Below are 24,375 nucleotides of genomic sequence, written 5' to 3'. Positions count from 1 at the left end.
CAACTGTCTCCTAGGTATAGCGGGGACTGGATTTGAACCAGTGACCTTCGGGTTATGAGCCCGACGAGCTACCAGGCTGCTCTACCCCGCAGCGCTTTTCTAGCCTAGCTTGTTCTCGGGCCAACCGGCAAGCCTACGCCTAAGTTTCGCCCTTTTGTGTGGGTATTGTCTTCGGGGATCCCCGTCGCACCTGGATGAGCTGGGCGGTGATGCTGATGGCAATCTCGGCGGGGGTTTCGGCGTGGATCTCCAGGCCAATGGGGGCAAAGAGCCGAGTAAACTACCCGGCCCTGACTGCTTCGCAGTACGGGGCGGGCTTTCGGTAGCCCTGCAGTTGGCAAGCCAACCACGGGCCTCTAGGCTGGTTTACGACAGCCCCAAGCTTGGCAATCATGTTGGCCCCATTCCAGTCCGCATCCCCTTCCCATCCACAGTGCCCACACTTGAACTGCTTCCCACTGCGGTAGGATTGCGCAGGATCGGGATGGATGTGCAAACACCGGTGGCAGGTCTGCGACGTGTAGGCAGGCGGCACAAGAATCAGAGAAACCCCTGCAACCCTCGCCTTGTACTCCAGAAACTGACGTAGTTGGTAGAACGCCCAACTGTTGGCCCTACGCCGCTCGGCTTTGCTGCGTGGCTGTTGATTGACCCTTTCCCGATCGCGCCAGCGGGACGGAGTCCTTATCCCTGTCAAGTCTTCCAGAGCAAGAGCGCTGTTTGTGGTCTTTGCCCTAGAGACAATAGCTTTGGAGATGCGATGATTGACCCACGCCTGAAAGCGCCTCTCCTTGCCAGACAGCCGTTGCAACAGTTCTCTGCATCTGCGCCGCGAACTGCGGGTGCCCTTACTGGCTTTGCGTTGGAGTACCGCCCTCAACCGCGAGTGATGGTCTCGGACTTTGTTCAACTGCTGTCCATTCCAGTTATCTCCTTCCGATGTATGAGCAATATCCGTCCTGCCCAAGTCCACCCCCAGCACTCTATCCGTGCGTTGCGGTGGGGATGGCTCCGCTTCCACACAGATTTGAATGGAGTAGGAACCGTCTTTGCGCTTGACCAGAGTGGCAGATTTGGGATTGGAGCCCGCCAACTGTTCTCTCTGGTAACGGCCAATCGCCAGCTCAAAGCGCTCCCGACCCTCCACCGTGGTCAGCGACACCGTCCAGTCTTTCTCGCGGAACGAAAAGATACGGGCATCGTAGGTCGCAAAGCCTCTCTTGAACGCTTTGACGGGGCGGTTTTTCTGTCGGGCAACTTTACGGGCACTGGCCAGCCGTCTGCAGACCTGCTGGTCGCGTAAGCGGGACGTAGTCCTTGCCAAGTTACTGGACAAGCCGAACCGGGCACGGATTTCGCGGTAGCACAGAGACTGGAGCTTAACGGCGTTGGCGACTTTCTCGGGTGTGTTTTGGTTGACCCAGTTCAAGGCTTGGCCAAAAGCCTCCAAAGTCGCGTCCAATTTGGCGGCTTGCGACTGGGACGCCTTGAGCTTGCAGGATACGGTCAGGACTTGGGTCATGGTTCTATTGTAACCTCGCATTCCTCCCGACACTGACCCTACGGGTACAGTGCGGGGCTCCTGCGATTTCTAGCTGAAGGCGGTCTCCGGGATCCCTTCCTGGGCCAGGGACAGGCCGCAGTGGCCCGCTCCGACGATCAGCAGGGTGGGGGAAGGGAGGAGGGGCTCGACCCAGGATCCCGCGAGGAGCTGTGGGCGGGATGGCAGGGGGGCAAAGTGCTCCACATTGCTGTCGCCAAGCCTGAGGTAGGGGAACCCCTGGGGATCGAGGGGAGTGATCAGCCAAGCCCTTTGCCCTTGGGTCAGAGCCTGGAGGATCTGGGCCACCAACGTTTGGGCAAGGGATCCCTGCCATCGCTGTAGCCAAATGTGCATCCGTCCCCCGCAAACGCCCAGGGGAGGGCTGTTGAGATCGAGGGAAACCGGCATCCCAGCCGGCGAGGACTCCCCATCGCCATCGCCAACGGGAACAGCGGTCTGCAAAAGGGTTTGCGCTCGGGCAATGACTTCCGCTTCGGCAGCCCCACCGCCAACAGTGCCCAACAGGGTGCCATCGGATCCCACGGCCAGTTTTGCCCCCGCCTGGCGAGGCACAGATCCCTGGGTGCGGACCACCGTGGCCACCACCAGCGGCCCGCGGGAGAGCATGACCCTAGTCAATAATAAGCTCAACTATACTGAAAATAATGTATAACATGTTCAGTACGGATTACTACCAGTTGATCTTTCTGTTTACTTTCGAGTCTGCCAACATGGTAGCCAAAGCAAAGCAGAAAATTGGTAGTAAGACGACACGGAAACTGCGCTTTGGGTATTCTACTCAAAGCTTTGCGGGATACCGCCATTCTGTTTGGACTCCGTCCCGCTAACGCGAATGGAAACAAGCAGAATGCTATCGCTGCATAGTTGAACAGTGATGTTCAGCAGTGTTCAGCGTAAATGTATCAGCATGTCTGCCAACTGTCGGTAAAAGGTCTCGTCCACCTCAGCCTCGGTTATGCCTACGGCACCCTAGCGGGAACGGTCAGGGACTCAATGATCAAGAAAGCCCCTCTAGGATGGCCTGATGGAGGGCAACCCGGAAAGCCTGGAATCCGTTCTCCTGCCGACCGTGGTAGACGGCGTTGGTGAGCAGCGTCACCACCAGCTCCCGCTCTGGATCGATCCACAGGGAGGTTCCGGTGAAGCCGGTGTGGCCGAAGGCGCTGGGGCTGAACGGGGAGCTGCTGGCCAAGGGATCCGGGGAGTGCAAGGCAAACCCCAAACCCCGGCGCTCGTGACAGCGGTGGGCATCCCCTTGCTGAGGCAACTGCTCGCGGGTCATTTCCCTCACCGTCTGCGGCTGCAACAGGGATCCCGTCAAAAAACTCTCTCCGAAAGCAGCTACTTCCTCTGCCGTGGCGAATAGTCCGGCATGGCCGGCGATCCCGCCCAGGCGGGCGGCATTTTCGTCGTGAACCTGCCCCTGTAGGCGGCGCTTTCGCCAAGGACACAGCTCGGTGGGGGCACAAGAGACAGAGACAGGGGGTGGGTCGAAAGGATCCCCTGGATAAAACTGAGTTTGGCTCAGGCCCAGAGGCCGCAAGATCCGGGCGTACAAGATCTGATCCAGAGGGGTTCCGCTCAGACGTTCCAAAGCCAGCCCCAGCAGGATCAATCCAAGATCGCTGTAGACTCTGCGGGATCCCGGCCTGTAGGCCAAAAAGGTGTGCAGGGCCATGTGCCGGGCCGATTCGGCATCGGGCTGTCGAAAAAGGGGTCGCCAGGCGGGCAAACCGGCGGTGTGGGCCAGCAACTGTCGCACCGTCACCTGTTCTGTTGCAACAAGCTGGCCTAAGGATTCCGGTTCCACAGCAATCCATTTCCCCGGCTGCAGAGGATCTTCATAGGGGGCAATGGGGCGGGATCCCTGAAACTCCGGCAACAGGAGACTGACCGGTTGATCCAGCAGCAACGCTCCGGCTTCCACCAGGGCCATGCAGGCAGTGGCGGTGTACAGCTTGGTCAGCGAGGCCAGGTCAAAACGGGTGGCCGAGGTTGTCGGTTGGCGCCGGGTCTCAGGGTCGAGATGGCCTGCCGCCCTTGAGTAGATACACCTTCCCTTGTGGCGGATGACCACCTGGGCAGCGGGGAAAAGGTGGGGAATGGCGGAGTTGAGCAGCCCCTCCAGCAAGGCTGGATCCCAACCCATCTGCTTCTCCTCCTGGCTTGGGGATCCCCAGTCCAACAAACAACTTGTAACGGTGTTTACAAAAGCCTACCGCTTCCCCAGCTAGGATGCCACCACGGCAGGCTACATCATCAAGGGATCCCAGGTGCGGCTGGAGTTGTTGCAAGCTTTTTTGAACGTGGTGGAAACGGGCAGCTTTTTGGCCGCTGCTCGCCTCAGCGGTCTGACCCAATCGGCCATTAGCCGCCAGATCCAGGCCCTGGAAGAAGCAGTGGGCGCTCCGCTGTTGCATCGCAAAAGCCCGGTGGCCCTAACTGTGGCCGGGGAACGGCTTTTGCCCCATGCCCGTCGCATCTGTCAAGAATGGCAGCGGGCTCAGGAAAGCATTCGAGAATGGCTGCAGGGCCAGCAAACCGAGCTCTGCATTGCTGGGATCCATTCTCTGATCGCCCATCAACTGCCGCCGGTGCTGCAACAGTTTTGCCGGGAGTACCCAGAGGTGCAGTTGCGGGTTACCGCTCTGGGCAGCGACCGCGCCTTAAAGGTGCTCAGAGATGGGCTGGTGGACGTGGCCCTGGTGATGGAGAACCCCCTGATGACGCGGGGGGCAGAGCTGGTGGTGGAGCCACTGTACTCCGAGCCAATTCAAGTATTGATGCCCGCCAACCATCCCCTCAGCCGCTACGAGCAGATCCCCTGGAAGGTGCTGGCGGAGTATCCCCAGGCCGTGTTCAAGGATGGCTATGCCATGCGCTCCTTGGTGGGATCCCATCTGGCCCGACAGGGGCTTCCCCTGAAAGCAGCCCTGGAACTGAACACCTTGGATGCCTTTCGGGGGGTGGTGCGACAGGGGCAGCTCATTGCCCTCCTGCCGGAGTCGGCCCTGGTGGACTGCTGCGCCGATCCGGATTTGCAGGTGCGGCCCACCGAGCCCCCCCTCTTGAGGCGACAGGTGGTTATGGTTACCACCAGCGATCGCTATCGGATCCCTCCCATTCGCCGGTTTTTGCAGTTGGCCGCCCAGCTGATTAGGCAGTCTGGTAATGCTGAGCCTGCTTCCGGCGCAGATCCCCATTGGCCCTCTGCTGGGCTGTTGTCGGTTTTGTAGAGACCTTTTGTAGAAATTTCTGGTCAAATACCCATATCGGTAGTTTCAAGTGTTCCGCCCTTATCTCCCCCTATCCTGAGTAGCCCAGCGCTCCCGACCGCCGATGCTATGAGCCAAGAGTTTCGCGAGCTGTTGAAAAAAATCGGCAGCGGCACCCACACCCACCAGGATCTCAGCCGGGCAGAGGCCGCCAGCGCTGCTCGGATGCTCCTGCGGGGGGAAGCCACTCCCGCCCAGATCGGGGCTTTTTTAATTGCCCACCGCATCAAGCGCCCCACTGCCGAAGAGCTGGCCGGTATGTTGGATGCCTACGCAGAAGACGGCCCTCTTCTGCCCCAACGGGATTTGCCCCATCCCTTGATCATCTTTGGCCATCCCTACGATGGCCGCTCGCGGACTGCGCCGCTGGGGGTGCTGGTGGCTTTGCTGCTGGCGGCGGCAGGGTCAGCCGTTTTGCTGCATGGCTCTGGCTTCTGTCCCACCAAGTATGGGCTGCCTTTGGAAACGGTGTGGCGGAGCTTGGGGGTAGATTGGCGGGGGCTATCCCTGGAGCGGGTGGGGCAACTGCTGGAACAAACCGGGCTGGGATTTTTGTATTTGCCCACCTGTTTTCCCCAGGCTCAGGCCCTGATGGACTACCGGGATCAAATCGGCAAGCGCCCCCCCTTGGCCACCTTGGAGCTGGTCTGGACACCCTACCAAGGCCCCTTTCACCTGGTGGCCGGGTACGTGCATCCGCCCACCGAGGCCACGATGCTGGAGCTGTTTGCCCTGCGGGAGATTCGGCAATTCACCACCGTCAAAGGTCTGGAAGGCAGTTGCGACCTGCCGCGGGAACGGGCGGCCATTCTCAACCAGGGCGGGAAACGGCTGCTCTTGAAGGCTCGCGATTGTCACTTGGCAGGCCCGGAGATTCCCCTCTCCGGCGAGAAAGAGCTGCTCCAACAGATGCAGCAGGTGCTCAGCGGGGATCCCTGTGAACTCACCCCAGCCGTTCTCTGGAATGGGGGCAGCTATCTGTGGCTCCTCGGCCACGCCCCATCCTTGCCAGAAGGGATCCAACAGGCGGAAGACCTGCTTCGCTCTGGACGGGTGATGGAGAAGCTGAAACAACTGATCCGGGTGATCGACCTGATACATTTACGCTGAACACTGCTGAACATCACTGTTCAACTATGCAGCGATAGCATTCTGTTTGTTTCCAACCAGAATGGCGGTATCCCGCAAAGCTTTGAGTAGAATACCCAAAGCGCAGTTTCCGTGTCGTCTTACTACCAATTTTCTGCTTTGCTTTGGCTACCATGTTGGCAGACTCGAAAGTAAACAGAAAGATCAACTGGTAGTAATCCGTACTGAACATATTATACATTATTTTCAGTATAGTTGAGCTTATTATTGACTAGAGTCATGCTCTCCTAGGGCTGGGATCCCCTGTTTTGATGGCTGGAGTCAAGCTCTCCAGCCCAGGAAAGAAAGCCCCCCGGCCAGCTCCAGGGGGCAAGAAGGGAAAGGTTGGAGCCTTCAGGGCAACAACTCTTCGATGGCCTCTTCTTTGGTGTTGGTGCGGCGGGAGAGGGTGCGGCGGTCGAAGGTCATGTGGATCTCCCGGTTTTGCTCGCCATCGGCAGCCACGGCGAAGATGGGGAAGTCGATGTTGCCGTCTGGGAAAGCCATGTGGAAGCGGAAGGTGCCATCGGGGTTGAGCTGGATCTTGCGCCCGCCAATGGTAACGGTGGCATCCGGCTCTGTGGCCCCATAGACAATCAGCTCGGCATCGGCCACCAACCAGAACTTGCGAGAGCGCTGCGGCAGCACTTCGGAAGCCCCCGAGAACAGGCCCAGGCCGGATCCTGAAGCCATCCAGGGAGCAGCGGGCACCTCCGCCATGGCCATCCCCATCATGCCCACACCCGAGGGGATGATAAACGAGCTGATGGCCTGCTCCGGCACCAATTGGCGGCTGCCCATCTGGTGGCTGCCAAACAGGGATCCCGCCACGCGCATCGCCTCAAAGCCACCCACCATTTCCAGGAAGGGATCGACCGTGGCACCCTGCTGCGGCTCATCGCCTTTGTAGTCCACCACGCCCATGCCGGTGGCGCTGCGCTTGTAGGGCTCGCTGAGCTGGTAAAGGGTGCGGCCCTGCAGAGCCATGTCGAAGGGCACCGTCAGGAAATGCTCTTCAAACCAGTCGGAGGGAAAGACTGGCGGCACCATCACCGCCGCCGAGCGGGCCAACATCAGCCAGCGGCCATCTGCCGTCCGGTAGCCAATTTCCACAATGTAGGAACGATCGCTCACCGGGATCGGCAAATACCACTCCCGCGCCAACTCGTCACAGGGGTACTCCTGCATGCTGTGGGCCGGCTGGTAGCTGAAATCGATATCCGTCACATCGTAGAGGCGCAGCGCCAACTGTTGGCCGCCCTCGCGGCGCTTGCTTTCTTTAGCCTCGTTGGGCACATCCCAATAGGCGTAGGCCCACTGGGGATCCCGCGGCAGCAAAACAATGCGGCTTTCCCCATAGCCCTCCGGCAGATCCCCCAGCCCTTTGTCCACATCGGCCAGATCCGTCTTGCCGGCAACCTCTTGACCCCTAAACTTCGTTTGGGTGACCGATTCTTGCCCCTTGGGCTCCGGCATGGCATCGACAGGGCGGCCAGCTTTGACTTGGGCCTCTCGAATGGCCTCAATCAGCTGGTCTTTGGTCATGCGGCTGTACTTGGGGATCTGATAGCGGGCAGCTTCTTCCCGCAACTGCCGGATGGTCATTTCTTCCAACGGGATCCGCTCTTGTGGCATGGTCGGGGTCTCCTGTCTTCGACAAATCGGGCTTCGTGCAATGCTCCAGCTTTTGTCCTATGGGCCGATCCCAGCTTGTGGTTCTGAGGACAACCTTGAACCTGCTGATGTATGGGCTTGCCTCGGGCTCTCCAGCCGCTGATGACCACAGGTGGGGATCAACGGGGATCATCAAGAATGATGAACCCATGTTTGCGTATTTTTGCCTGTCGGTCAAGACCCTGGGGATCGCTGGGGATCAATCTCTTGTTCTCCGACCCACCTTTAGGGAGAGGCCAGGAGCCCCAGCTGCTCTCAAGCCAAGGGGAAGACTGCGCGGGATCCCCTGCCGAACCGGCCCTGCCTGGGTAGCATGGGGGAGGATGAGCGGTTGCCGAGCGGGCCGCAGGTTTTGAGGCCAAGAGGTGTGGGCATGAGGTGGTGGAAGTATAGGATTCAAGGCATACGGATCCAAGTGAGCTGGGCAGCACTGGGGATCCTGCTGGCGGGGCCGGTCTTGCCGGTGGAAGCTGTGGATGCCCAAACGCTGTTTCCTCCCCTTTACCGCTTGCAAGGGGGATCCCCTACCCTGCCCGCTTCTGAAGCAACGCCCTGGCGTCCAGTAACCCAGGATTCTGTTCCGCTCCCACAAACAGATCAAGCCGATCCAAAAGTCCAGCCGGCCCAACCCGGCCATGGAGAAGTGGCAGAAGGCCCGGTTTTCGATCTGGATCTGTTGCGGCAGTTCGGCACCAGCCCTGGCGGCAGTGGCTCTGGATCCCGGCAGGGGGAAGTGATCGGGCCGGGCAGCGGCCAGAGTGGGGTGCGCGGAGCCAGTCCTGGCTCAGGGGTGGGCACAGGCCAAGGGCCAGGGGGCGGAACGGGTCTGGAGGCGGGATCCCAGCGGCGGGAACCGCAAGTGACAGGGTTGATTGTGGATGCACGAGGCTTGGATTTCTTGCCTAGCCAGTCAATGCGCTTGTTTGATCCCGATGGCAATCAAGTCTATACCCCCGTTACTCTTGGCCAAGACCTCAACGCGGCCTTTGTGGGCAGCGAGGGCACAGCTGCCTATGCCACCTCGGAAGAGCAGGCCCGCTCACTGGTGAACCGCATCGGGGAACGGCCTCACCGCATTCGTGCCATCCGCACCCTGGGCTACGACCTGGTGATTTCCGCCGAAGATGCTTTTAGTCTGCGCCAGATGAATGCGACAGATGGCTTTCTGGATCGCTTTGCTGTGGTGGTCATCTGGGATGGCAGCCAAGCCAGTCTCCCCTGAGGCCCAGGGATCCCAGCATGGCCATCCAAGTGCAGGACAGAGGAATGCTAGCCTAGCAAAAGTGCTCTGTCTGCACCACCCGCACCACCTCCAGCGGGGTTGATATCTTCCTGGGGATCCCAGCCTTATGCAACGGTTTGCCAACCAACCTCTGCGGGAACATCCCCACCTGGCGGTGTTTTCCTCCAGCAAGGTGGGCAATTTTGTGGTTACCATCCCGCTGTTGCGGGGCCTCAAGGAAAAATACCCCGGTTGTGTGCTGGATTTTTTTGGCAGCGAGATTACCCGCGACTTTGAGCTCCACTGCCCCTACATCGACTTCAGCTTTCCTCTCTACAGCCGTCGTCCCGATTACCTCGAGGCCCTGACCGCTGCTGTGCGAGAACGGGTGACCCAGGCCGGCCCCTACGACTTGGCCATCAATTGCGACGAGTTTAGCGAGCTCAACCTGGTGGCGGTAACGGCCCTGCGCCCCCAGTACATTGCCGGGGCCGGCTTGACTCTGGATTTTCGCCGCAAGTTGGATCCCGGCTCCGACCCGGTACAGCGCATGCTCCAGGATGACGACTGGAACGGCCTGGAGTTTCTGCAGCGCTACAAAGGGATCCTCACCAGCAACTACATTGCCGAAATCTTCTGTCGCCTGGCGTACGTGGAGACGGATTTTTTCCGCCTGGAGCTGCCCAGCCGGGATCCCGGTTTTCCGGTGCCAGAGGTCTTGGTGCACATCACCACTACCCGCCGCGCCAAGATGTGGCCTCTGGAGTACTGGCGGCAGGTGATCCAGTGGTGCCAAGGCCAGGGCCTGCAGGTGGGGCTAATCGGCAGTGCGCCGGAGCTGCAGCGATCCCTCTACCACGGCGGCAGCAGCGAAGACGAACTGCTGGCGCAAACGGGAATGGTTGACCTGCGGGGCAAAACCAGCCTCATGGAGCTGGCGGGGGCCCTGAAGCGGGCGCGGGTGTGTATCTCCGTGGATGCGGGGCCGATGCACATCGCGGCGGCAGTGGGCTGTCCCACCATTGCCCTGTTTGGCAACGATGCCGATGGGGATGGGGCCAGCCCGGTGCGACTGTGGGCTCCTCGTCTGCCCCACGTCTATCTCACCCAAACCGCCTACAAGTGCCGGGTCTGCGCAGAGAACAAGTTCAAAAACGAAACCTGCCTGGTGGAGGGTCATCCCTGTATGGCCCATCTCAAGCCGGAAACGGTCATCGGCTACTTGAAAGAGATTCTCAAGCAAACCTAGAGGTTCCACGCCCTCACCCCCAGCCCCTCTCCCAAAGAGAGAGGGGAGCTATGGAGCGACGGGGTGAGTTGTTTCATGGCTACTTGAAATGGCCATGTCTTGGGATCCCCATCTTTTTCCCCCTGGGAATCAGGGGGGCCGGTGGGCAGCAAGGAGTGCCCAGGGGCGCAGTTCGGATCCCTGGAAGTCCGTTTAAGCTGAGAGTTCAAGGCTGAAAACTTAGTGCCTAAACCATTTGGGTGTGAGCTGTGACTTTGGAGATGTGGTATCGCCACCAGCTGAGCCGCTTTGCAGAGTGGGGAAAAATAAGGCTCTGGCAAGGAGTTGCCCTGAAGCTGCTGGCCACTGCTTGCTTTGCCTGTTTAGGCGCGATCATCCGGCTCAACACTCCCGCCCTTCACCCCTTTCAGATTGTGTTTTTGCGCAACCTATTCGGGTTTCTCGCCCTGTCGCCGCTGGTGTTGCGGGCTGGGATCCAGTCTCTGCACACCGCCAAGATGGAGTTTTACCTCCTGCGCTCGGCGATCAGCACGGTGGGGATGTTGCTCTCCTTTTGGGCAGCCAGCCTGTTGCCTCTGGCAGAAGCTACGGCGCTGAGCTTTGTTCAACTTTTGTTTGCCGGCACGATGGCGGTATGGGTGTTGGGCGAGCAGATGCGCTCGTCCCGCTGGCTGGGATTGGGCCTGGGGTTTGCCGGGGCTTTGGTGATGTTGAGGCCAGGCTTCCGAGAGTTTTCTCTGGGAACAGGGCTGGCCTTGGGGGCGGCAGCACTCTTTGCCTGGGTGACCATCGTGCTCAAGATCCTCTCCCGCACCGAGTCCAGCCTCACGATTACGGCCTACATGGGCCTGCTGCAGACCCCCCTTTCCTTTCTGGCTGCCGTCTGGGTTTGGACCTGGCCTTCTCCTGAGCAGTGGCTGTGGATGGTGGCCATGGGGCTACTGGGCAGCATTGGCCAGGTGGCCCTCGCCCAGGCCTACAAGCTGGCTGAGGTGACGATGCTGCTGCCTCTGGATTTCTCCCGTCTGCTCTGGGCCAGCCTAATCGGGTTTTGGGTGTTTGCCGAGATCCCGGATGGGTGGACTTGGATGGGCGGAGCCTTGATCTTGGTGGGCGCCACCTCTGGAGCCTACGGCGAAGCCCGCCTGCCCACAATGCCGACCCAGGCCCGTACCGGCGGAGTTGGATAGCAGACAGATATCCTCTGCCAGGACTTACAGCCGAGGGAGAACAGGGCTGGAGCTGGTCAGGTCTGTGGTGGTAAGGGCCACCAACAGGGCTTCTGGACTGACGGGGAAGGGCAGGTGGTGGATGTCGGATCCTGGCTGGCAGGCCACTTGGGCAGCATGCAGCAGGTCGGCGGATCCCAAGTGACCTAGCTTGAGATCCCGCAAGTTGAGGGGCAGCCCCACCTGGCGGTAGAACTCCAGCAACTGGGTACGTGCTGCCAGCGCCAACTGGCTTCCCTGCAGGATCTCTTCTAGGCGGAGCTGGGCCAAAATGCCGAAAGCCACCTTCTCGCCGTGCAGGGTGGCCCGGTGCCCCGACAAGTGGGTTAGCCCGTTGTGGACAGCGTGGGCGGCCACGGTGCGACACTTAGCCCCACCCATGCCGCCGACGATCCCCGCCAGGCAGATGCAGGCATCCACCACCTGCTTCCAAGCGGTTCCGCCCGGCTCCCTCAAGGCCGCCGCCGATTGCTGGAGGAGCAAATCCCGCAAGACACGGGCTTGCTGCACTGCCCCAATCACCAGGGCATCTTCTGAACTGCCGCTGCTGACGGAAGACTCGTACCACTTAGCCAAGGCATCTCCGATCCCAGCCACTAGGGTGCGCGCTGGAGCTTGCAGAATCAGCTCATAGTCCAGGATCAGGGCAGCAGGGGCGCGATCCAGGCTCACATCCTGCTGAAAAGCGCCGCTGTCGGAGTAGATATTGGATAGGGCGCTCCAGGCGGCACAGGTGGCCGCAGAGGTGGGCACGGTAACCACCGGGATCCCCAATCTGTGGGCCACCAGCTTGGCCGTATCCAGAGCCTTGCCCCCGCCTACCCCCAAGATGCCGGTTGTGGACTCCGCCATGGCTAGCGCCTGCAAACGCGCCAGCTCCGACTCGCTGCAATCTACCCCGTAGGTAGTCCAGTGAACTTGGAGGGCGGGATCCCGGGCGAAATTGCGCTCCAGGGGGGCCTCAACTACAGCCAAGGAGCGTTCCCCCCCGATCACCAGCACGCGGGATCCCAGTACCGTAAGGGGCACAGCTTCCAGAATGCCGCTGCCGCGGTACAGCCGACCTGGGGCCGGAATGGCAAGATCCAATTGGCAAGGAGAGGCGCTCAGCATTGCAAGAATGGGCGAGAAAAAGGACTCCGTCCCGCTATCGCGAATAGCTCAGTGTTCGTAATACAGATAACGATCCTAGCCGCAAAAAGGGCTCCGCGCTGCTGACGCGAACGCAGATGGCTCAAACGCAGATGGCTCAAACGCAGATGGCTCACCTAAGGTCTGGCTATAGTTAAGCTGTTCATCCCCTCAACTCTGCAGCCTCTAAGGTCTCTGGCCCCCTGACACGTTCGCAGAAGTGTCGCGTAGCGACAACAGTTCTCAGCAAGGGATCCCACCATGAACCCCACAACTCAACATCAGCTCATGCTCAAAATTGTGGCCGGCTCTGCTTGGGCCGATGGGCATTTGGAACCCCAGGAATTGGCCTACTTGGGATCCCTGCTGCGCCGCTATGGTTTGGAGCACGATACCGAGCTGCGAGAAGTAAACTACCCGACCCTGACCTTCGCAGTACAGGGCGGGCTTTCGGTAGCCCTGCAGTTGGCAAGCCAACCACGAGCCTCTGGGGTGGTTTACAGCACCCCCAATCGACCGTTACCAGTGCCTTAAACAACCGTTTCTGGTGTCCGCAGTACAATTATAACCATGGAGGCGGACTTTCCTCTCGACACCGACCCTACGGGTACAGTGCGGGGCTCCCGCGATTTCTAGCTGATCCAAGAGCCCATCCCGATGGAGCAAACCGAGCGCTGGATGGCCGATTATCTTGCCCAGGCCAGCGAAACCGAGCGCATGCAACTTTTGGGAGCAATCGGCAACCTGATGATCGCGGACAACACGGTCTCTCCAGAAGAGCACACCCTCTTGGATGACTACTACACCCTCATGGCCGGGATCCCGGCTCGTCCAGAAGCTGCACCCAACCTGGTGAAGGGCGTTGGGCAATTTTTCCGGCGCATGGCTAAGGCTGTGGGGAGCAGGTGACGCGAGAGTGCATCAGTCTGTGCAGTTGCTCCCCAATAATCTGGATGCCGCTGACAATGCGCTCTTCCGGTTGGTAGCTAAAGGCGAGGCGCAGGGCGTGCTCCCCTTGGCCATCGGCAAAGCAGTGGGTGCCCGGCAGGAAGGTGACCCCCAGGGCACGGGTAGCCTGCAACAAGGTGCTGGCGCTTAGGGAAGGGGGCAGCTCACACCAGACGAAAAATCCACCCCCAGGGGCCTCCACCTTGACTTCGGGCGGAAAATATTGAGCGATGGCCTCCAGCATCACCTGGCACTTTTCTCGGTAGCGACGGGTGAGAAGTTGAATGTGGCTTTGCAGACGGCCCTCCCCGCAATAGCGGGCCACCACCCGGCCCAAAAAGGGCCCCAGGGATCCCTCGCTGCGAAACATCTCCAAGCGGCGGATGATCTCAGGGTGACCACAGGCCCAGCCCACCCGTACTCCCGGCACCACAATCTTGGAGAAGGTGCCCACGTGCAGAACCCAGCCTTCCCGATCCAGGGAAGCCAAGCTGGGCAAGGGATCCCCGGCAAAGCGCAGGTCGTAGTAGGCCTCGTCCTCCACCACCACCACACCGTACTCAGCTGCCAACTGCACTAATTTCTGCCGCCGTGGCCCAGAGAGGGTGCAGCCTTTGGGGTTTTGGAAGGTGGGAATGGTATAGACAAATCGGGGGCGGATCCCTTGGCGAGCCAGATCGCGCAGCACCTCTTCCAGGCGATCCACCACCATGCCTTCCCCATCCACCGGAATCGAGATCAGACGCGCTCCTGCCGCCGCAAAACGGCTGACAGCCCCCATGAAGGTGGGCCCTTCCACAATGACTACATCCCCCGGCTCCACGAAGACCTGAGGCAACAGGCCGAGGATCTGCCCAGAGCCATAGCCGATCAGTAGGTTTTCCGGCTGGGCCTCTACCCCTCTATCCCGCATCAACTGCAGCACCACGTCGATCAGCCCGGCAAACGTGCCGCCGTAATTGAGGGCATTGTCCCCATCTTCCGCCAACACCTCCGCCGTGGCCCGCGCCAAGTCGGCCTTGGGAAACAGGCGCGGATCCGCCAGCCCAAAGGTAAAACTGGTAACCACTGGCACCGCCCCTGGGATCTCCGCCCCAAAAGGAGAAGGGATCACAGCCTGAGCCCGTTGGGCAAAAAGGGTTTGCAACAAGGGCCGCGAAGTGCTACGCGGTGCCGATGCGGACGAGGTCTGGGTCATGGCAAGCAAGAGAAAGAATACCTTAGGCCAGTGCCTGCCACGATAACAAGAAAGAACTGCCCAGGAGTAGGGATCCCAAAACCCGCCGCCAGCTCCGGTAGGGGATCTCAGCCAAGACGCCGCCGGCGCTCAGGCATAGGAAGGGGAGCACCACCAAACCCCAGCGAGCACTTTGCTGCAGGGTGTTCACTTGGGGATCCCAAAACCATGTCGCCAGCGCCCCCATCCAGAGGACATGGCCCAAACCGGCCAAGCTGAGCAGGGCTTGCTGCCGTTCCGCCCAAGGCCAGCCCAACCGCACCAAGCTCAACCCCAAGGGCAGCATCAAAGTAGCCAAAACGGCCAAGCCACCTTGGGAGCTGAGAGGATGGGGAGTCACCTCAGCAGAGGTAGCTGGCCAATCAATCCGTCCCAACCAGGAAAAACCCATCACCAGCAGCAGCAAAAGCAGTCCTGATGCCCCACACTGCTGACGCGAACGCAACGGTTGCCGTGGCCACTGCTGGCTCGTCCACAGCCCCGCCCAGAGCAGAGCCAAGGGCCAAACCTTATAAGACAGGGCACAAGCTAAGGCCAGACCCCACCAGCGCAAGGTGGATCCCGGCCCAACACCACAACTGCAAAGCAAAACCAGGCTGCCCAAAATCTCGCTGCCCGGCTCCAACCCTTGGGTCAACACCCAGGGGCTGAGTCCCCATAGACCGGCACTCCAGAAGTTGCCCCAGCTCCAGCACAACAGCAGAATGGCCAAGCAGGCCATAGCTGAGAAGATGTGCAGGATCCCTTCAGCCGAGATCCCGGTTCCCTGAGCCAACCAGGGCAGTAGCCCGTCTGCAAAAGTGCTCCGCACCACTGACGCGAACGAGTGGTAGAGAGGCAGTTCCGGTTGGACAAAAGTCAGGGATCCCTCAGAACCGCTCACCGGCAAAACGCGCCACCACTGCAGAGGAGCCGGTTGCCCCCAAGAGCGGAGTCGCTGCCCCAAAAGAAGGCCCATCCCCCCCCAAAGCAGCCAGTGGCCCATGAAACCAAAACCGACCAAACGCCGAAGGCGATGGTTGTCCCTGTTGGAGGAGCTCAGGCGGGGAAATGAGCCGCGGGGCAGCCGCTTGCCCGGGCGGGGTGTGGCGGGGGGAAACTTCATGGGTAAACCCTAGCCTGTTCGCATGAGCAGTGCAGAACACTATCCCTACACGGGGTGGGCCCTCGACCGGCAGCAGAACATCCGACGCCCTCTACTCTTGGCCGGTTGGGGAGAAAAAGTGCCCTTTCGTTACTTCCAAAAGAGAATCTCCCCGCGTGACATACTCCCGCACTCATGCTGACGCAAAGCGCTCCGCGCCGCTAGAGAGAAGGTCTAGTCAACTCTAGATCGCCCGTCAAGGGGCAACCCGACTGTTGCCAGCGGCGGATGGCCTGGGCAGTGAGTCCATTCGTTACATCGCGAATGGGGATCCCCGATCCGGTTACCTGCAGACGCACCAACCGCCAGGGATCCCCAGGAGCAGCCCGCAGAACATAAGCCTCGTAGGCCAGTTGCAGGGTTTCGCTGCGCCGACCGGCCAAGGAGTTGCCCTCCTTTTGGGGGTGTTGGGGCAAGACCAAGCGGCGCTCCAGCGTGGTGAAATACAGCCGAAAAGCTTCTGGCGAAACAGCAGTTGCGGTGTCCGGCAAAACCGGAGCCAGCTCCTGTTGGCGTAAGCGGGCCGGAGACCCTGGAGAGAGCATTTCAACCTCCGGCTTCCCCACCAGCACAACCTGAAACTCAGAGCGGGAGCGGCTCAAGGCCAGATTGAGAAACAAAGGCAACTGCTCCGTTAGAGCCTCAGCCCAAACCTGAGGAGCAGCCAGGCAAGTTTCCCCTCTTGCCGGAACGAAATGCTCCGCACCCCTAACGCGCCCAGGAGTGCTGACCAGGCCCAAAACCACCGACAAACCGACTCCTAGCCAACATCTCCTGCCGGATCCAGCCGGCCTTTTTTCAGGGATCCACTGCACAAGCCTACGGCGTCGTTGCATTACAGAACTACCCCAATAACATCGGGCATCTCCCCACACCCTCACCCGGCAGCATCCCATGAGGCTTGGAAGCGCCGCAAGGCGGCCACGGGATCGGGAGAAGCGGTGATGGGGCGGCCCACCACCAAATAATCGGCTCCTGCCCGCAGAGCTTCGTCGGGCGTGCAGATGCGCTGTTGATCCTCCTCTCCATCCCCCGCCTTGGCTTGGCCCAGACGGATCCCGGGAGTAACCAGCAAAACCTCCGGCCCCAAAGCTTGGCGCAACCGCGAGACCTCCTGAGGAGAGCAAACCAGTCCGGTAAAGCCTTGAGCTTGAGCCAGCCGGGCCAAATGCAACACATAGTCGGCGGGATCCATCTCGATGCCCAGTTCCTGTCGCACCTGCGGGGGGCTGATGCTGGTTAAGAGGGTAACCGCCAATAGCCGACAAGGACTGCCCTGGGCAGCTGCCACGGCTGCCCGCAACATGGCACTGCCGCCGGCAGCATGGACGGTGAGCAGATCCACTCCATAGCCGACGGCCACCTCCGTAGCCCTCCCCACGGTGTGGGGAATGTCGTGCAGCTTCAAATCCAGAAAAATGCGCTTGCCCCTTTCCTTGAGAGCCTGCAGAATGGGAAAACCCGCAGCAGTGAACAACTCCAGGCCCACCTTCCACCACAGCACCTGCGGCAAAGAGTCCACCCACTTCAAAGCCTGCTCTTGAGAAGAGGTATCCAGCGCAACAATCAGGCGGTCACCCTTCATCGGGGCTCATTCCGAGGCTCGTAGTGGGGACAGCCCTCACAGGGGCCGCAGGGGTTGACGGCACAGCGCAACTCTGGAGAATGGGCATTGTAGCGGCAGGTGGGATCCCCGATGTATTCTGGCGGCGAAGCCACGTAAGTGTAAACAACCACACCCCCAAATCCTATCGGGCTGACGAAGAAACGACTGGTGGTGAAAGATTCGCCAGAAGGGTTGAGGGTTTCCTCAAAGGGTTCTGGCTCAGGCTCCAGCTCCACTTCCTCCTCCAGATTCCAGAGGGCTTCCCACTGCCTAAGGGTTTCCTGTAAAGGCACAGCCAAGTGCTCTGCCAGCTCTATCAGGGCAGTCTCCAAAGAGGCCAAACTTTCTTCGGCCACTTGGGCAAAGGCTGCAACCCATTCCTCCAAAAGTTTCTCAAAATCCATGCAGCAGCGACCTAGAGGCTCCTTCTTCACCTTACCGCCAGCCTGGGCAACCTTTAACTTCCTCCCCGGCAAACGGCATCCACTAGAGCTTGATTCACCAATGGAAACAGCTCCGCCAGTTCTTCTGTGGATAGGTTTCCGGTACAGACATTGGCGCGAATATGCCACTCAGCCCACATCTGCGCCGAGGGAGCAGCGGGATCCCGGCCCTCCTCAGAACCTGAACCGCCCACAGGTACCCGAGGGAGGCTGCGTCCCGACCCAAGGTTCAGTTGCAGTACGCTGTCACGGTTGATGCCAGTCAGCGAGGTTTGAGCGTTAGCCTCCTCAAGGAAAGCGAGAGAGAAAGCCAAAGCCATCCCAGCTAATCCCCAGAAAACAGCGCGGTAAACCATGGGATCTCCAGTAGTTAGATAGAGCATGACTCTAGTCAATAATAAGCTCAACTATACTGAAAATAATGTATAATATGTTCAGTACGGATTACTACCAGTTGATCTTTCTGTTTACTTTCGAGTCTGCCAACATGGTAGCCAAAGCAAAGCAGAAAATTGGTAGTAAGACGACACGGAAACTGCGCTTTGGGTATTCTACTCAAAGCTTTGCGGGATACCGCCATTCTGTTTGGAAACAAACAGAATGCTATCGCTGCATAGTTGAACAGTGATGTTCAGCAGTGTTCAGCGTAAATGTATCAGCCCTGTCTTGAGCGCAATTATAGCCACTACTTCCCGTTCCTCCGGGCAGAACTGGGTCAAGTCTGCCTACGACCGCAGGCCGATTCCCGACCACTGCACGCAATGACGGCCCTGCTCATCCTTCAGGGATCCATCGCGGCGGTAGGAAAAGAAATCTTGGGGTTGGCTGAGGGTGCAATGGGGGCTGACGGCAATGTGTTCAGGGGGGATCCCTTGGGCTTGGGCTTGGGCACCGTTGACCCAGCGCAGATCCAGGCGAACCTTGCCGGGCAGAGGATCGGGCAAGAGAGCGGCGCGGGCATCCAGCCCCGGGGGTAAACTGTTCAGCACCAGCTCCGCCACCGCTTCTGACACCTGATAGACCGACCCCGAAATAGAGGGCCCGATGGCCACGCGGATCCCAGCAGCAGGGATCCCCGCCTGTAAAAACTCCTGCAGCACCTTGGACAAGATCCCCGCAGCAGTGCCTCTCCACCCGGCGTGAATGGCCGCCACCCATTCTCGACTGGCCACCAAAATCGGCACACAGTCAGCGGTGCAGACCCAGGCAGAATCCCCTTGGCGGCGGGCAATGACCGCATCCGCCTGAGAACGGGTAGAGATCCCTTGACCAGCAGAGCAGTCCTGCTCTCGTTTGTGTCCAAAGGTTTCGGTGATCCCATCTGCCCAAACCCAGTTGCAGCCATGCACCTGATGGCCCCACGCGGCCTGTTCAGGGGGCAGTTGCAGCCGGGCGGCCAACTGAGATGGGGGATGGGGATGACCTTGGCGAGAGCCAAAAGCGTGAGGCCACTCCGCCAAAAGCTGACACTCCAGCCAGCGCCATCTCTCTGCCTGCTGCCAAACCCACAAGGCGGAGCCACTCATCGGCGGGAGCTACCCGGACCAGCAATCGGCGGGGATCCTTGAGACCGATGTTGGGCGTGGAGATGACCCACCCGCTCTTCCAAACACATCTTCAGCTCAGCAGGGTTAAACAGCATCGGCAAAAAATGAATGCTTTTGGTTTCTCGGAAAAAGAACAACACCGGCAGCGGCGGCCAGAAAATTTGCCAATCCTGCCACTCGCTGTAGGGAAACTCGCGGATGCGCTTGGAGCCGCTGTAGACCTGCAGCGCCGTCCTGGTAAAGGCCAGCCCGATCAGAGAGGTCTGCACCATCAAAAACAGGCCGAACAGACCCACCCCCAGCCCCGCCCAAAACGAAAGCCAGAACAGCGGCACCGCCAAAGCCAACACCGACAGGCTGAGGCGAAAATCCGGAGTCAATAGATGGGCAGAATTGGGCCTGATCATGCCCCACTCCTCCTCTCAGGGATCCCAGCCCCATTCTAGGCCGCCTCGGCAACTCTTCAGAAGTCAGAGGATCTGTAGGACATAGAGGAGAGAGCCTCTTCTCGAAATCAGGGAACGAGGGGCAAACCGAACCCGTTTTTTGAGTTATCCCGAAAAATACTTGGGATCCTGGGGAAATTGGGGTTTGCCATTGAGCTTCTTCCCACAGCTGGCCGATACAACCGCGCAGGCGGGATGGAATCCTCGCGTAGCTCTCAACTGAGGGCCTCACCGCGTGCGATGGTATACGATAAACTCCAGAGTTCCGCAAGTTTACAGATCAGAACCGGCGAGACATCCCTCGCTCACCCAAACACGGCCTGGGGAAAACCGACATAATACGGATATAACGAGTGCTTACTGCTAACCCGCACAATTCGTTGGGCCTCTCCATGCCTCTCGACCCTCTCTCTCAGTTGCCAGAGGAGCCAACCACTCAGATCCCCTTGGAGTTTTACGAGCGCAGACCCCAGCCTGAGGCAACTGCGGCCTTTCTAACGGTGCTCAGCGGCGCCAATGTGGGCATGACGTTTCCCTTGGCGAGGGGTGGAGTTTTGGGGCGCAGCCACCGCGCGGACATTCAGCTCTTGGATCACGCCGTCTCCCGGCAGCACTGTCGGCTGGAAAGAGAAAGTGAGGGTTATGTTCTCACCGACCTGGAGAGCCTCAACGGCACTTATGTCAACGGCGAGCGCATCAGCCGCGTTCTCCTGAAGGATGGAGATCGCATTCAAGTGGGGGCCAGCACCCTCAAGTTTGCCTACTACGACGCGGCAGAAGAAGCCTTCTTTTTGCAAATGGCCACTGCCGCCCTCCACGACCCGCTGACCGGCTTGCATAACCGACGTTTTTTCCTGGAGCAACTGGAGCTGGAGATCCCCTTTGCCCTTCGCCATCGCATTCCCCTCCACGTGCTCTATCTGGATTTGGATGGGTTTAAGCAAATCAACGACCGCTGGGGGCACTGGGCTGGGGATCAAGCCTTGATCCAGGTGGCGCGGCGATTGCAAGCTCACGTTCGCCAAGACGATCTGGTGGCCCGCTTGGGGGGCGATGAGTTTGCCCTGCTGGTGCGCGGGATCCCGAACTCGCAGATCCTAGGGCTGGCAGAACGCTTGCGGCAGGCTGTCCAGACCCTGTTGGTGCAGGCGGGGACGGAGACCATCTCCCTAAGCTGCAGTGTGGGCATCGCCTCTCTGCTGGAGTTGGGAGAGGGAACTGACCCACAAAGTCTGCTGGCTGCTGCCGACAAGGCCCTCTACCAAGCCAAAGCTGAGGGGGGTAACCGAGAGACTTTGCTGTAGTTCAGGGCCAACTGCTGGAGTTTAGGATCCCTCCACCAAACTGGCGTAGGCTTCGGCGCTCATGGTGTCCTCGAGATCTTCGGGGTTGGCAATGCGCACCTTGATCAGCCAGCCATCGCCATAGGGATCGTCGGCAAGGCTTTCGGGGCTCTCCACCACCGCTGTATTCACGGCTACCACCTCTCCAGAAAGAGGGGCATAGAGATCTTCGACGGCTTTGACCGATTCTACCGAGCCAAAGCTTTCCCCTTTTTCAATCTCTGTCCCTTCTTCGGGCAAGCCCACGAAAACGATATCCCCCAGTTGATCGACGGCATAAGCTGTGATCCCAATCACCGCAATATCATCCTCAACATGGATGTACTCGTGGGTGTCCACGTAGCGCAGATGGGATGGATACTCCAGGGCCATGCCGGTTCTCCCGTAGAATTCAGTGGATTATTCTAGGGTCAACCCTTGAAGATGGTAAAGAGCGGATCCCAAGCCCGGCCCGCTAGAGAAACTCCATCAGCAGCCGATTTACGGTTTGCGGCGCTTCCTGCTGCGCCCAATGGCCGCATTCGGGGATGTACTCCTTGCGCAGGCCGTTGGGGAAAAAGGGATCCATCCCCTCGGTTAGCTCGCGGCTGAGGGCAAAGTCTTCTTCTCCCCAAATCAGCAGGGTGGGGGCGAGGATCTGCCGCATGGGCTGCAAAAACAGGTTCTGCAAGGTGGGCAGGTTAAACAGCTGGCGGTAGTAGTTGAGGGCAGAGGTGAGAACCTTGGGTTTGGAGAGGGCCTCTTGGTAGAGCTTGAGGTCGTGGCGGGTGAAGGCGCTTTTGCGCACCGAGGTTTCCTGGAAAATGCGGCGCACCCAATCTCCCAAATCCCACTGCAGCACCCACTCTGGCAGCCAAGGCAATTGAAAAAAGAACAGGTACCAACTGCGGCGCAGTTGATCCAAGTTGCTCAAGAATTCCCGGCGAAAGCAGGCCGGATGGGGAGAATTGAGGACGGCCAGCTTGCGAATCTCCTCAGGGAAAAATTGCGCCCAGTGCCAGGCAATGGCTCCCCCCCAATCGTGGGCTACGACCACCGCCCTCTGAGCCCCAAAGTGGCTTAGCAAGCCGCGGATATCCTCGGTAAGGGTATCCAGGTCATAGCCGTGATCCGGTTTGTCGGAATCGTTGTAGCCGCGCATATCGGGTGCCACCACGCGAAACCGCTGCGCCAACACCGGAATCTGATGCCGCCAGGAGTACCAAAACTCCGGGAAACCGTGCAACAAGATCGCCAGCTCCCCTTCCCCTTGGGTGACATAGTGCAGTTGAATGCCATTGGTAAGGGCATACCCGTGCTGCCAGGTTCCCATTTTGGCGGCTACCTCAGGAGGAAGACGGGGGATCCCTGCTTCTGCCATGTCGTCTGCTCTCGAGCTAACCCATGATTTGGTATCCACCCATACTAACCTTTGTCGCCGGTCTTCCCTTTGCCGGCGCAGGCTTTTTGAGAGGCATCCTACGAAGAAAGCTTAAGAGAAAGTCTGCGGGTGAACAGATTAGATGAACACTAGCGCAGAAGGCCAAAGCCCAACATCCCCGCAAAGCGTTGCCATTTTGGGAGCCGGGGCTTGGGGAAGTACCCTGGCGATGCTGGCTCAGGGGCAAGGGCACCGGGTGCGGGTTTGGGATCGCCGCAAGGGCCTGGATTTGGCAGAGGTGCTCCAGGGATCCCAAATCCTCATCTCAGCCGTCTCTATGGCGGGGGTACGCCCTGTGGTGGAAGCAGTGCGCCAGGTGGGGATCCCGCCGCAGGCAATTTTGGTCTCGGCCACCAAAGGGTTGGATCCACTGCAGCTTCTGACCCCTACCCAAATTTGGGGGGCCACCTTCCCGGAGCAGCCCCTGGTGGTGCTTTCGGGGCCTAATCTTTCGGCGGAGATCCGCCAAGGCTTGCCGGCAGCGGCAGTGGTGGCCAGCCGGGATCCCTGGGCCGCTGTGCAGGTGCAGTATGCCCTTTCCTCGGAGCGGTTCCGCCTCTATACCAGCAGCGATCCGCTGGGAGTGGAGCTAGGCGGCACCCTGAAAAATGTTATCGCCATCGCTGTTGGCGTGTGTGATGGCTTGCAACTGGGGGCCAATGCCCGTGCGGCTCTGGTTACCCGCGGCCTGGCAGAGATGATCCGGGTGGGATCTAAGCTGGGGGCACGGGCAGAAACCTTCAATGGCCTGTCGGGGTTGGGGGATCTGCTGGCCACCTGCCACAGCCGCTTGAGCCGCAACTACCGAGTGGGCTACGGGCTAGGCCAGGGCCAACCCTTGTCGCAGATTTTGGCGGAGATCGAGGGCACCGCCGAAGGGGTTTACACCGCTCCCGTCGTGGTCGAGATCGCTGCCCAGCACGGCATTCAGGTGCCCATCACCCAGGAAGTGCATCTGTTGTTGCAAGGGCAGACCACCCCCACCGCCGCCCTCACCCGCCTGATGGAACGTCAACTGACTTCGGAATAGGCTGCCTTCACTTCTCCCAAAGGAGGAGGGGGGTTTCTGGCATAACCGCAAATCTGCGGATGAGGAAAGTTGTTCCGCACTCTATCAGGATTTTTGCAGAGCAGGGAGATCCCAGAATGAGCGATTTGGCGGAGTTTTTTTTTCCAGAGTTTCCCTATGCTGCAGCTGTAGTTCTTCGACTTGTTCTTGCATCAACTCGGATCTCTCTGGCTCCGGGAAGGCGGACAGTAGGCCCGACAGGTTGGGCCAGGTCTTTGTTTAATTTTTTACAAAGTTATGTCCAAACGCATCCTGGTGATTGAAGACGAACCCTCTATTCGCACCTATCTGCAGAAGGTGTTGCAACGAGCGGGGTACGACACGGTGGCGGCCACCGATGGAGAAGAGGGCTTGCAGATGGTGCGCACCCTGATGCCCGACTTGGTGTTGTGCGATGTGGTGATGCCCAAGCTGAACGGCTATGGGGTGCTGGATGCCCTGAGATGGGATCAGTCTACAGCTCACATCCCCTTCGTCTTTCTCTCCTCGAAAATCTCTCCCGAAGAGATTGAACAGGGGCTATGTTTTGGCTCCGATGCCTATCTGACGAAGCCCGTTGACCAGAAACGCCTGCTGAAAGCCGTTGCTGCCCAATTGTCTTGAGTTGACCAAAAGGCGCGGCAAGCCCCGTCCTTCAGGGCGGGGAAGGATAGCGCCGACCGTAGCCGACGCCCTTTAAAAACGCAGTGTCGGCCATGTG

Annotated in this window: 24 protein-coding genes, 1 tRNA gene and 2 pseudogenes; 10 read left to right on the top strand and 17 right to left on the bottom strand. The window is 59.6% G+C overall.

The annotated features are described in order from the left end of the window. Positions 1-17 precede the first annotated feature (17 nt). The 5 genes and pseudogenes from ACVWXF_RS02345 to ACVWXF_RS02325 all read right to left on the bottom strand — a co-directional run bounded on the left by ACVWXF_RS02345 (position 18) and on the right by ACVWXF_RS02325 (position 3,713). A tRNA-Met gene (locus ACVWXF_RS02345) sits at positions 18-91 on the bottom strand. Between the two features lie 48 nt (positions 92-139). Further along, positions 140-274, bottom strand: a pseudogene (locus ACVWXF_RS02340) (XdhC family protein); the annotation flags it as partial. Positions 275-280: 6 nt separating this feature from the next. Continuing rightward, complete coding sequence (locus ACVWXF_RS02335; RefSeq protein WP_457473526.1) at positions 281-1,522, bottom strand: RNA-guided endonuclease InsQ/TnpB family protein; 1,242 nt, start codon at positions 1,520-1,522, stop codon at positions 281-283. A 69-nt stretch (positions 1,523-1,591) separates the two neighbouring features. Beyond that, positions 1,592-2,182 carry an XdhC family protein gene (locus tag ACVWXF_RS02330; protein ID WP_457473525.1) on the bottom strand — a complete coding sequence of 197 codons (591 nt, stop codon included), beginning with the start codon at positions 2,180-2,182 and terminating at the stop codon, positions 1,592-1,594. A gap of 379 nt (positions 2,183-2,561) precedes the next feature. Then, positions 2,562-3,713, bottom strand: coding sequence for a serine hydrolase domain-containing protein (locus ACVWXF_RS02325; RefSeq protein WP_457473524.1), 1,152 nt, complete (start codon positions 3,711-3,713; stop codon positions 2,562-2,564). A 124-nt stretch (positions 3,714-3,837) separates the two neighbouring features. Between ACVWXF_RS02325 and ACVWXF_RS02320 the strand changes: the two genes are divergently transcribed. Beyond that, a complete protein-coding gene (locus tag ACVWXF_RS02320) occupies positions 3,838-4,800 on the top strand; it encodes a LysR family transcriptional regulator (RefSeq protein ID WP_414329225.1) in 963 nt (320 codons plus the stop codon). Between the two features lie 108 nt (positions 4,801-4,908). Beyond that, complete coding sequence (locus tag ACVWXF_RS02315; RefSeq protein WP_457473523.1) at positions 4,909-5,949, top strand: anthranilate phosphoribosyltransferase family protein; 1,041 nt, start codon at positions 4,909-4,911, stop codon at positions 5,947-5,949. Positions 5,950-5,973: 24 nt separating this feature from the next. Here ACVWXF_RS02315 and ACVWXF_RS02310 read toward each other — a convergent pair. Both ACVWXF_RS02310 and ACVWXF_RS02305 read right to left on the bottom strand, forming a co-directional pair. Continuing rightward, positions 5,974-6,157, bottom strand: a pseudogene (locus tag ACVWXF_RS02310) (hypothetical protein); the annotation flags it as partial. A 164-nt stretch (positions 6,158-6,321) separates the two neighbouring features. After that, positions 6,322-7,602 carry a DUF4912 domain-containing protein gene (locus ACVWXF_RS02305; RefSeq protein WP_011432000.1) on the bottom strand — a complete coding sequence of 427 codons (1,281 nt, stop codon included), beginning with the start codon at positions 7,600-7,602 and terminating at the stop codon, positions 6,322-6,324. Between the two features lie 454 nt (positions 7,603-8,056). On the opposite strand from ACVWXF_RS02305, the gene ACVWXF_RS02300 reads away from it, so the two are divergent. From ACVWXF_RS02300 to ACVWXF_RS02290, 3 genes are all read left to right on the top strand, one after another. Next, on the top strand, positions 8,057-8,863 hold the full coding sequence (locus ACVWXF_RS02300) for a hypothetical protein (protein ID WP_148202674.1): 807 nt from the start codon (positions 8,057-8,059) through the stop codon (positions 8,861-8,863). Between the two features lie 127 nt (positions 8,864-8,990). Continuing rightward, positions 8,991-10,112: a glycosyltransferase family 9 protein gene (locus ACVWXF_RS02295; RefSeq protein ID WP_011432002.1), complete on the top strand. Its 1,122-nt coding sequence runs from the start codon at positions 8,991-8,993 to the stop codon at positions 10,110-10,112. A gap of 248 nt (positions 10,113-10,360) precedes the next feature. Then, positions 10,361-11,302, top strand: coding sequence for a DMT family transporter (locus tag ACVWXF_RS02290; RefSeq protein WP_238376852.1), 942 nt, complete (start codon positions 10,361-10,363; stop codon positions 11,300-11,302). A gap of 24 nt (positions 11,303-11,326) precedes the next feature. On the opposite strand, the gene ACVWXF_RS02285 is transcribed toward ACVWXF_RS02290, so the two are convergent. Beyond that, positions 11,327-12,454 carry an iron-containing alcohol dehydrogenase family protein gene (locus ACVWXF_RS02285; RefSeq protein WP_457473522.1) on the bottom strand — a complete coding sequence of 376 codons (1,128 nt, stop codon included), beginning with the start codon at positions 12,452-12,454 and terminating at the stop codon, positions 11,327-11,329. Between the two features lie 279 nt (positions 12,455-12,733). Here ACVWXF_RS02285 and ACVWXF_RS02280 point away from each other — a divergent pair, with 279 nt between their 5' ends. Then, complete coding sequence (locus ACVWXF_RS02280; protein ID WP_041436116.1) at positions 12,734-13,006, top strand: tellurite resistance TerB family protein; 273 nt, start codon at positions 12,734-12,736, stop codon at positions 13,004-13,006. A 123-nt stretch (positions 13,007-13,129) separates the two neighbouring features. Further along, positions 13,130-13,381, top strand: coding sequence for a hypothetical protein (locus tag ACVWXF_RS02275; RefSeq protein WP_457395888.1), 252 nt, complete (start codon positions 13,130-13,132; stop codon positions 13,379-13,381). Here the strand turns inward: ACVWXF_RS02275 and ACVWXF_RS02270 are convergent. The 7 genes from ACVWXF_RS02270 to ACVWXF_RS02240 all read right to left on the bottom strand — a co-directional run bounded on the left by ACVWXF_RS02270 (position 13,359) and on the right by ACVWXF_RS02240 (position 19,804). Further along, on the bottom strand, positions 13,359-14,618 hold the full coding sequence (locus ACVWXF_RS02270) for an aminotransferase-like domain-containing protein (protein WP_457473521.1): 1,260 nt from the start codon (positions 14,616-14,618) through the stop codon (positions 13,359-13,361). The two genes, ACVWXF_RS02275 and ACVWXF_RS02270, sit on opposite strands and share 23 nt — an antisense overlap. Before the next feature lie 22 nt (positions 14,619-14,640). Beyond that, positions 14,641-15,762: a hypothetical protein gene (locus ACVWXF_RS02265; protein WP_457473520.1), complete on the bottom strand. Its 1,122-nt coding sequence runs from the start codon at positions 15,760-15,762 to the stop codon at positions 14,641-14,643. A 200-nt stretch (positions 15,763-15,962) separates the two neighbouring features. Continuing rightward, a complete protein-coding gene (locus ACVWXF_RS02260) occupies positions 15,963-16,547 on the bottom strand; it encodes a hypothetical protein (protein ID WP_414344494.1) in 585 nt (194 codons plus the stop codon). Positions 16,548-16,678: 131 nt separating this feature from the next. Next, a complete protein-coding gene (pyrF, locus tag ACVWXF_RS02255; protein WP_457473519.1) occupies positions 16,679-17,386 on the bottom strand; it encodes an orotidine-5'-phosphate decarboxylase in 708 nt (235 codons plus the stop codon). After that, positions 17,383-17,811 carry a DUF6464 family protein gene (locus ACVWXF_RS02250; protein WP_457473518.1) on the bottom strand — a complete coding sequence of 143 codons (429 nt, stop codon included), beginning with the start codon at positions 17,809-17,811 and terminating at the stop codon, positions 17,383-17,385. Before ACVWXF_RS02250 ends, pyrF begins: the two co-directional genes overlap by 4 nt. Positions 17,812-18,575: 764 nt before the next feature. Next, positions 18,576-19,376 carry a peptidoglycan editing factor PgeF gene (gene pgeF, locus ACVWXF_RS02245; RefSeq protein WP_457473517.1) on the bottom strand — a complete coding sequence of 267 codons (801 nt, stop codon included), beginning with the start codon at positions 19,374-19,376 and terminating at the stop codon, positions 18,576-18,578. Then, entirely contained in the window at positions 19,373-19,804 is a 432-nt protein-coding gene (locus ACVWXF_RS02240) for a DUF3119 family protein (protein WP_011432011.1), read from the bottom strand. Before ACVWXF_RS02240 ends, pgeF begins: the two co-directional genes overlap by 4 nt. Before the next feature lie 431 nt (positions 19,805-20,235). Here ACVWXF_RS02240 and ACVWXF_RS02235 point away from each other — a divergent pair, with 431 nt between their 5' ends. Next, positions 20,236-21,147: a diguanylate cyclase gene (locus ACVWXF_RS02235; protein ID WP_457473516.1), complete on the top strand. Its 912-nt coding sequence runs from the start codon at positions 20,236-20,238 to the stop codon at positions 21,145-21,147. A gap of 21 nt (positions 21,148-21,168) precedes the next feature. On the opposite strand, the gene gcvH is transcribed toward ACVWXF_RS02235, so the two are convergent. Both gcvH and ACVWXF_RS02225 read right to left on the bottom strand, forming a co-directional pair. Beyond that, positions 21,169-21,558, bottom strand: a complete 390-nt coding sequence (gene gcvH / locus ACVWXF_RS02230; protein ID WP_011432013.1) for a glycine cleavage system protein GcvH — start codon at positions 21,556-21,558, stop codon at positions 21,169-21,171. A gap of 82 nt (positions 21,559-21,640) precedes the next feature. Continuing rightward, positions 21,641-22,546 (bottom strand): alpha/beta fold hydrolase, encoded by a 906-nt coding sequence (locus ACVWXF_RS02225; protein ID WP_414331097.1) that lies wholly within the window; start codon positions 22,544-22,546, stop codon positions 21,641-21,643. A 142-nt stretch (positions 22,547-22,688) separates the two neighbouring features. Between ACVWXF_RS02225 and ACVWXF_RS02220 the strand changes: the two genes are divergently transcribed. Both ACVWXF_RS02220 and ACVWXF_RS02215 read left to right on the top strand, forming a co-directional pair. Then, on the top strand, positions 22,689-23,636 hold the full coding sequence (locus tag ACVWXF_RS02220; protein ID WP_457403193.1) for an NAD(P)H-dependent glycerol-3-phosphate dehydrogenase: 948 nt from the start codon (positions 22,689-22,691) through the stop codon (positions 23,634-23,636). A gap of 276 nt (positions 23,637-23,912) precedes the next feature. After that, entirely contained in the window at positions 23,913-24,278 is a 366-nt protein-coding gene (locus tag ACVWXF_RS02215; RefSeq protein WP_011432017.1) for a response regulator, read from the top strand. Positions 24,279-24,375 lie beyond the last annotated feature (97 nt).

This window comes from Thermostichus sp. MS-CIW-40 (assembly GCF_054058315.1).
Note: the sequence above shows the minus strand (reverse complement) of the source record. Positions and strands in the feature narration are given on the sequence as shown.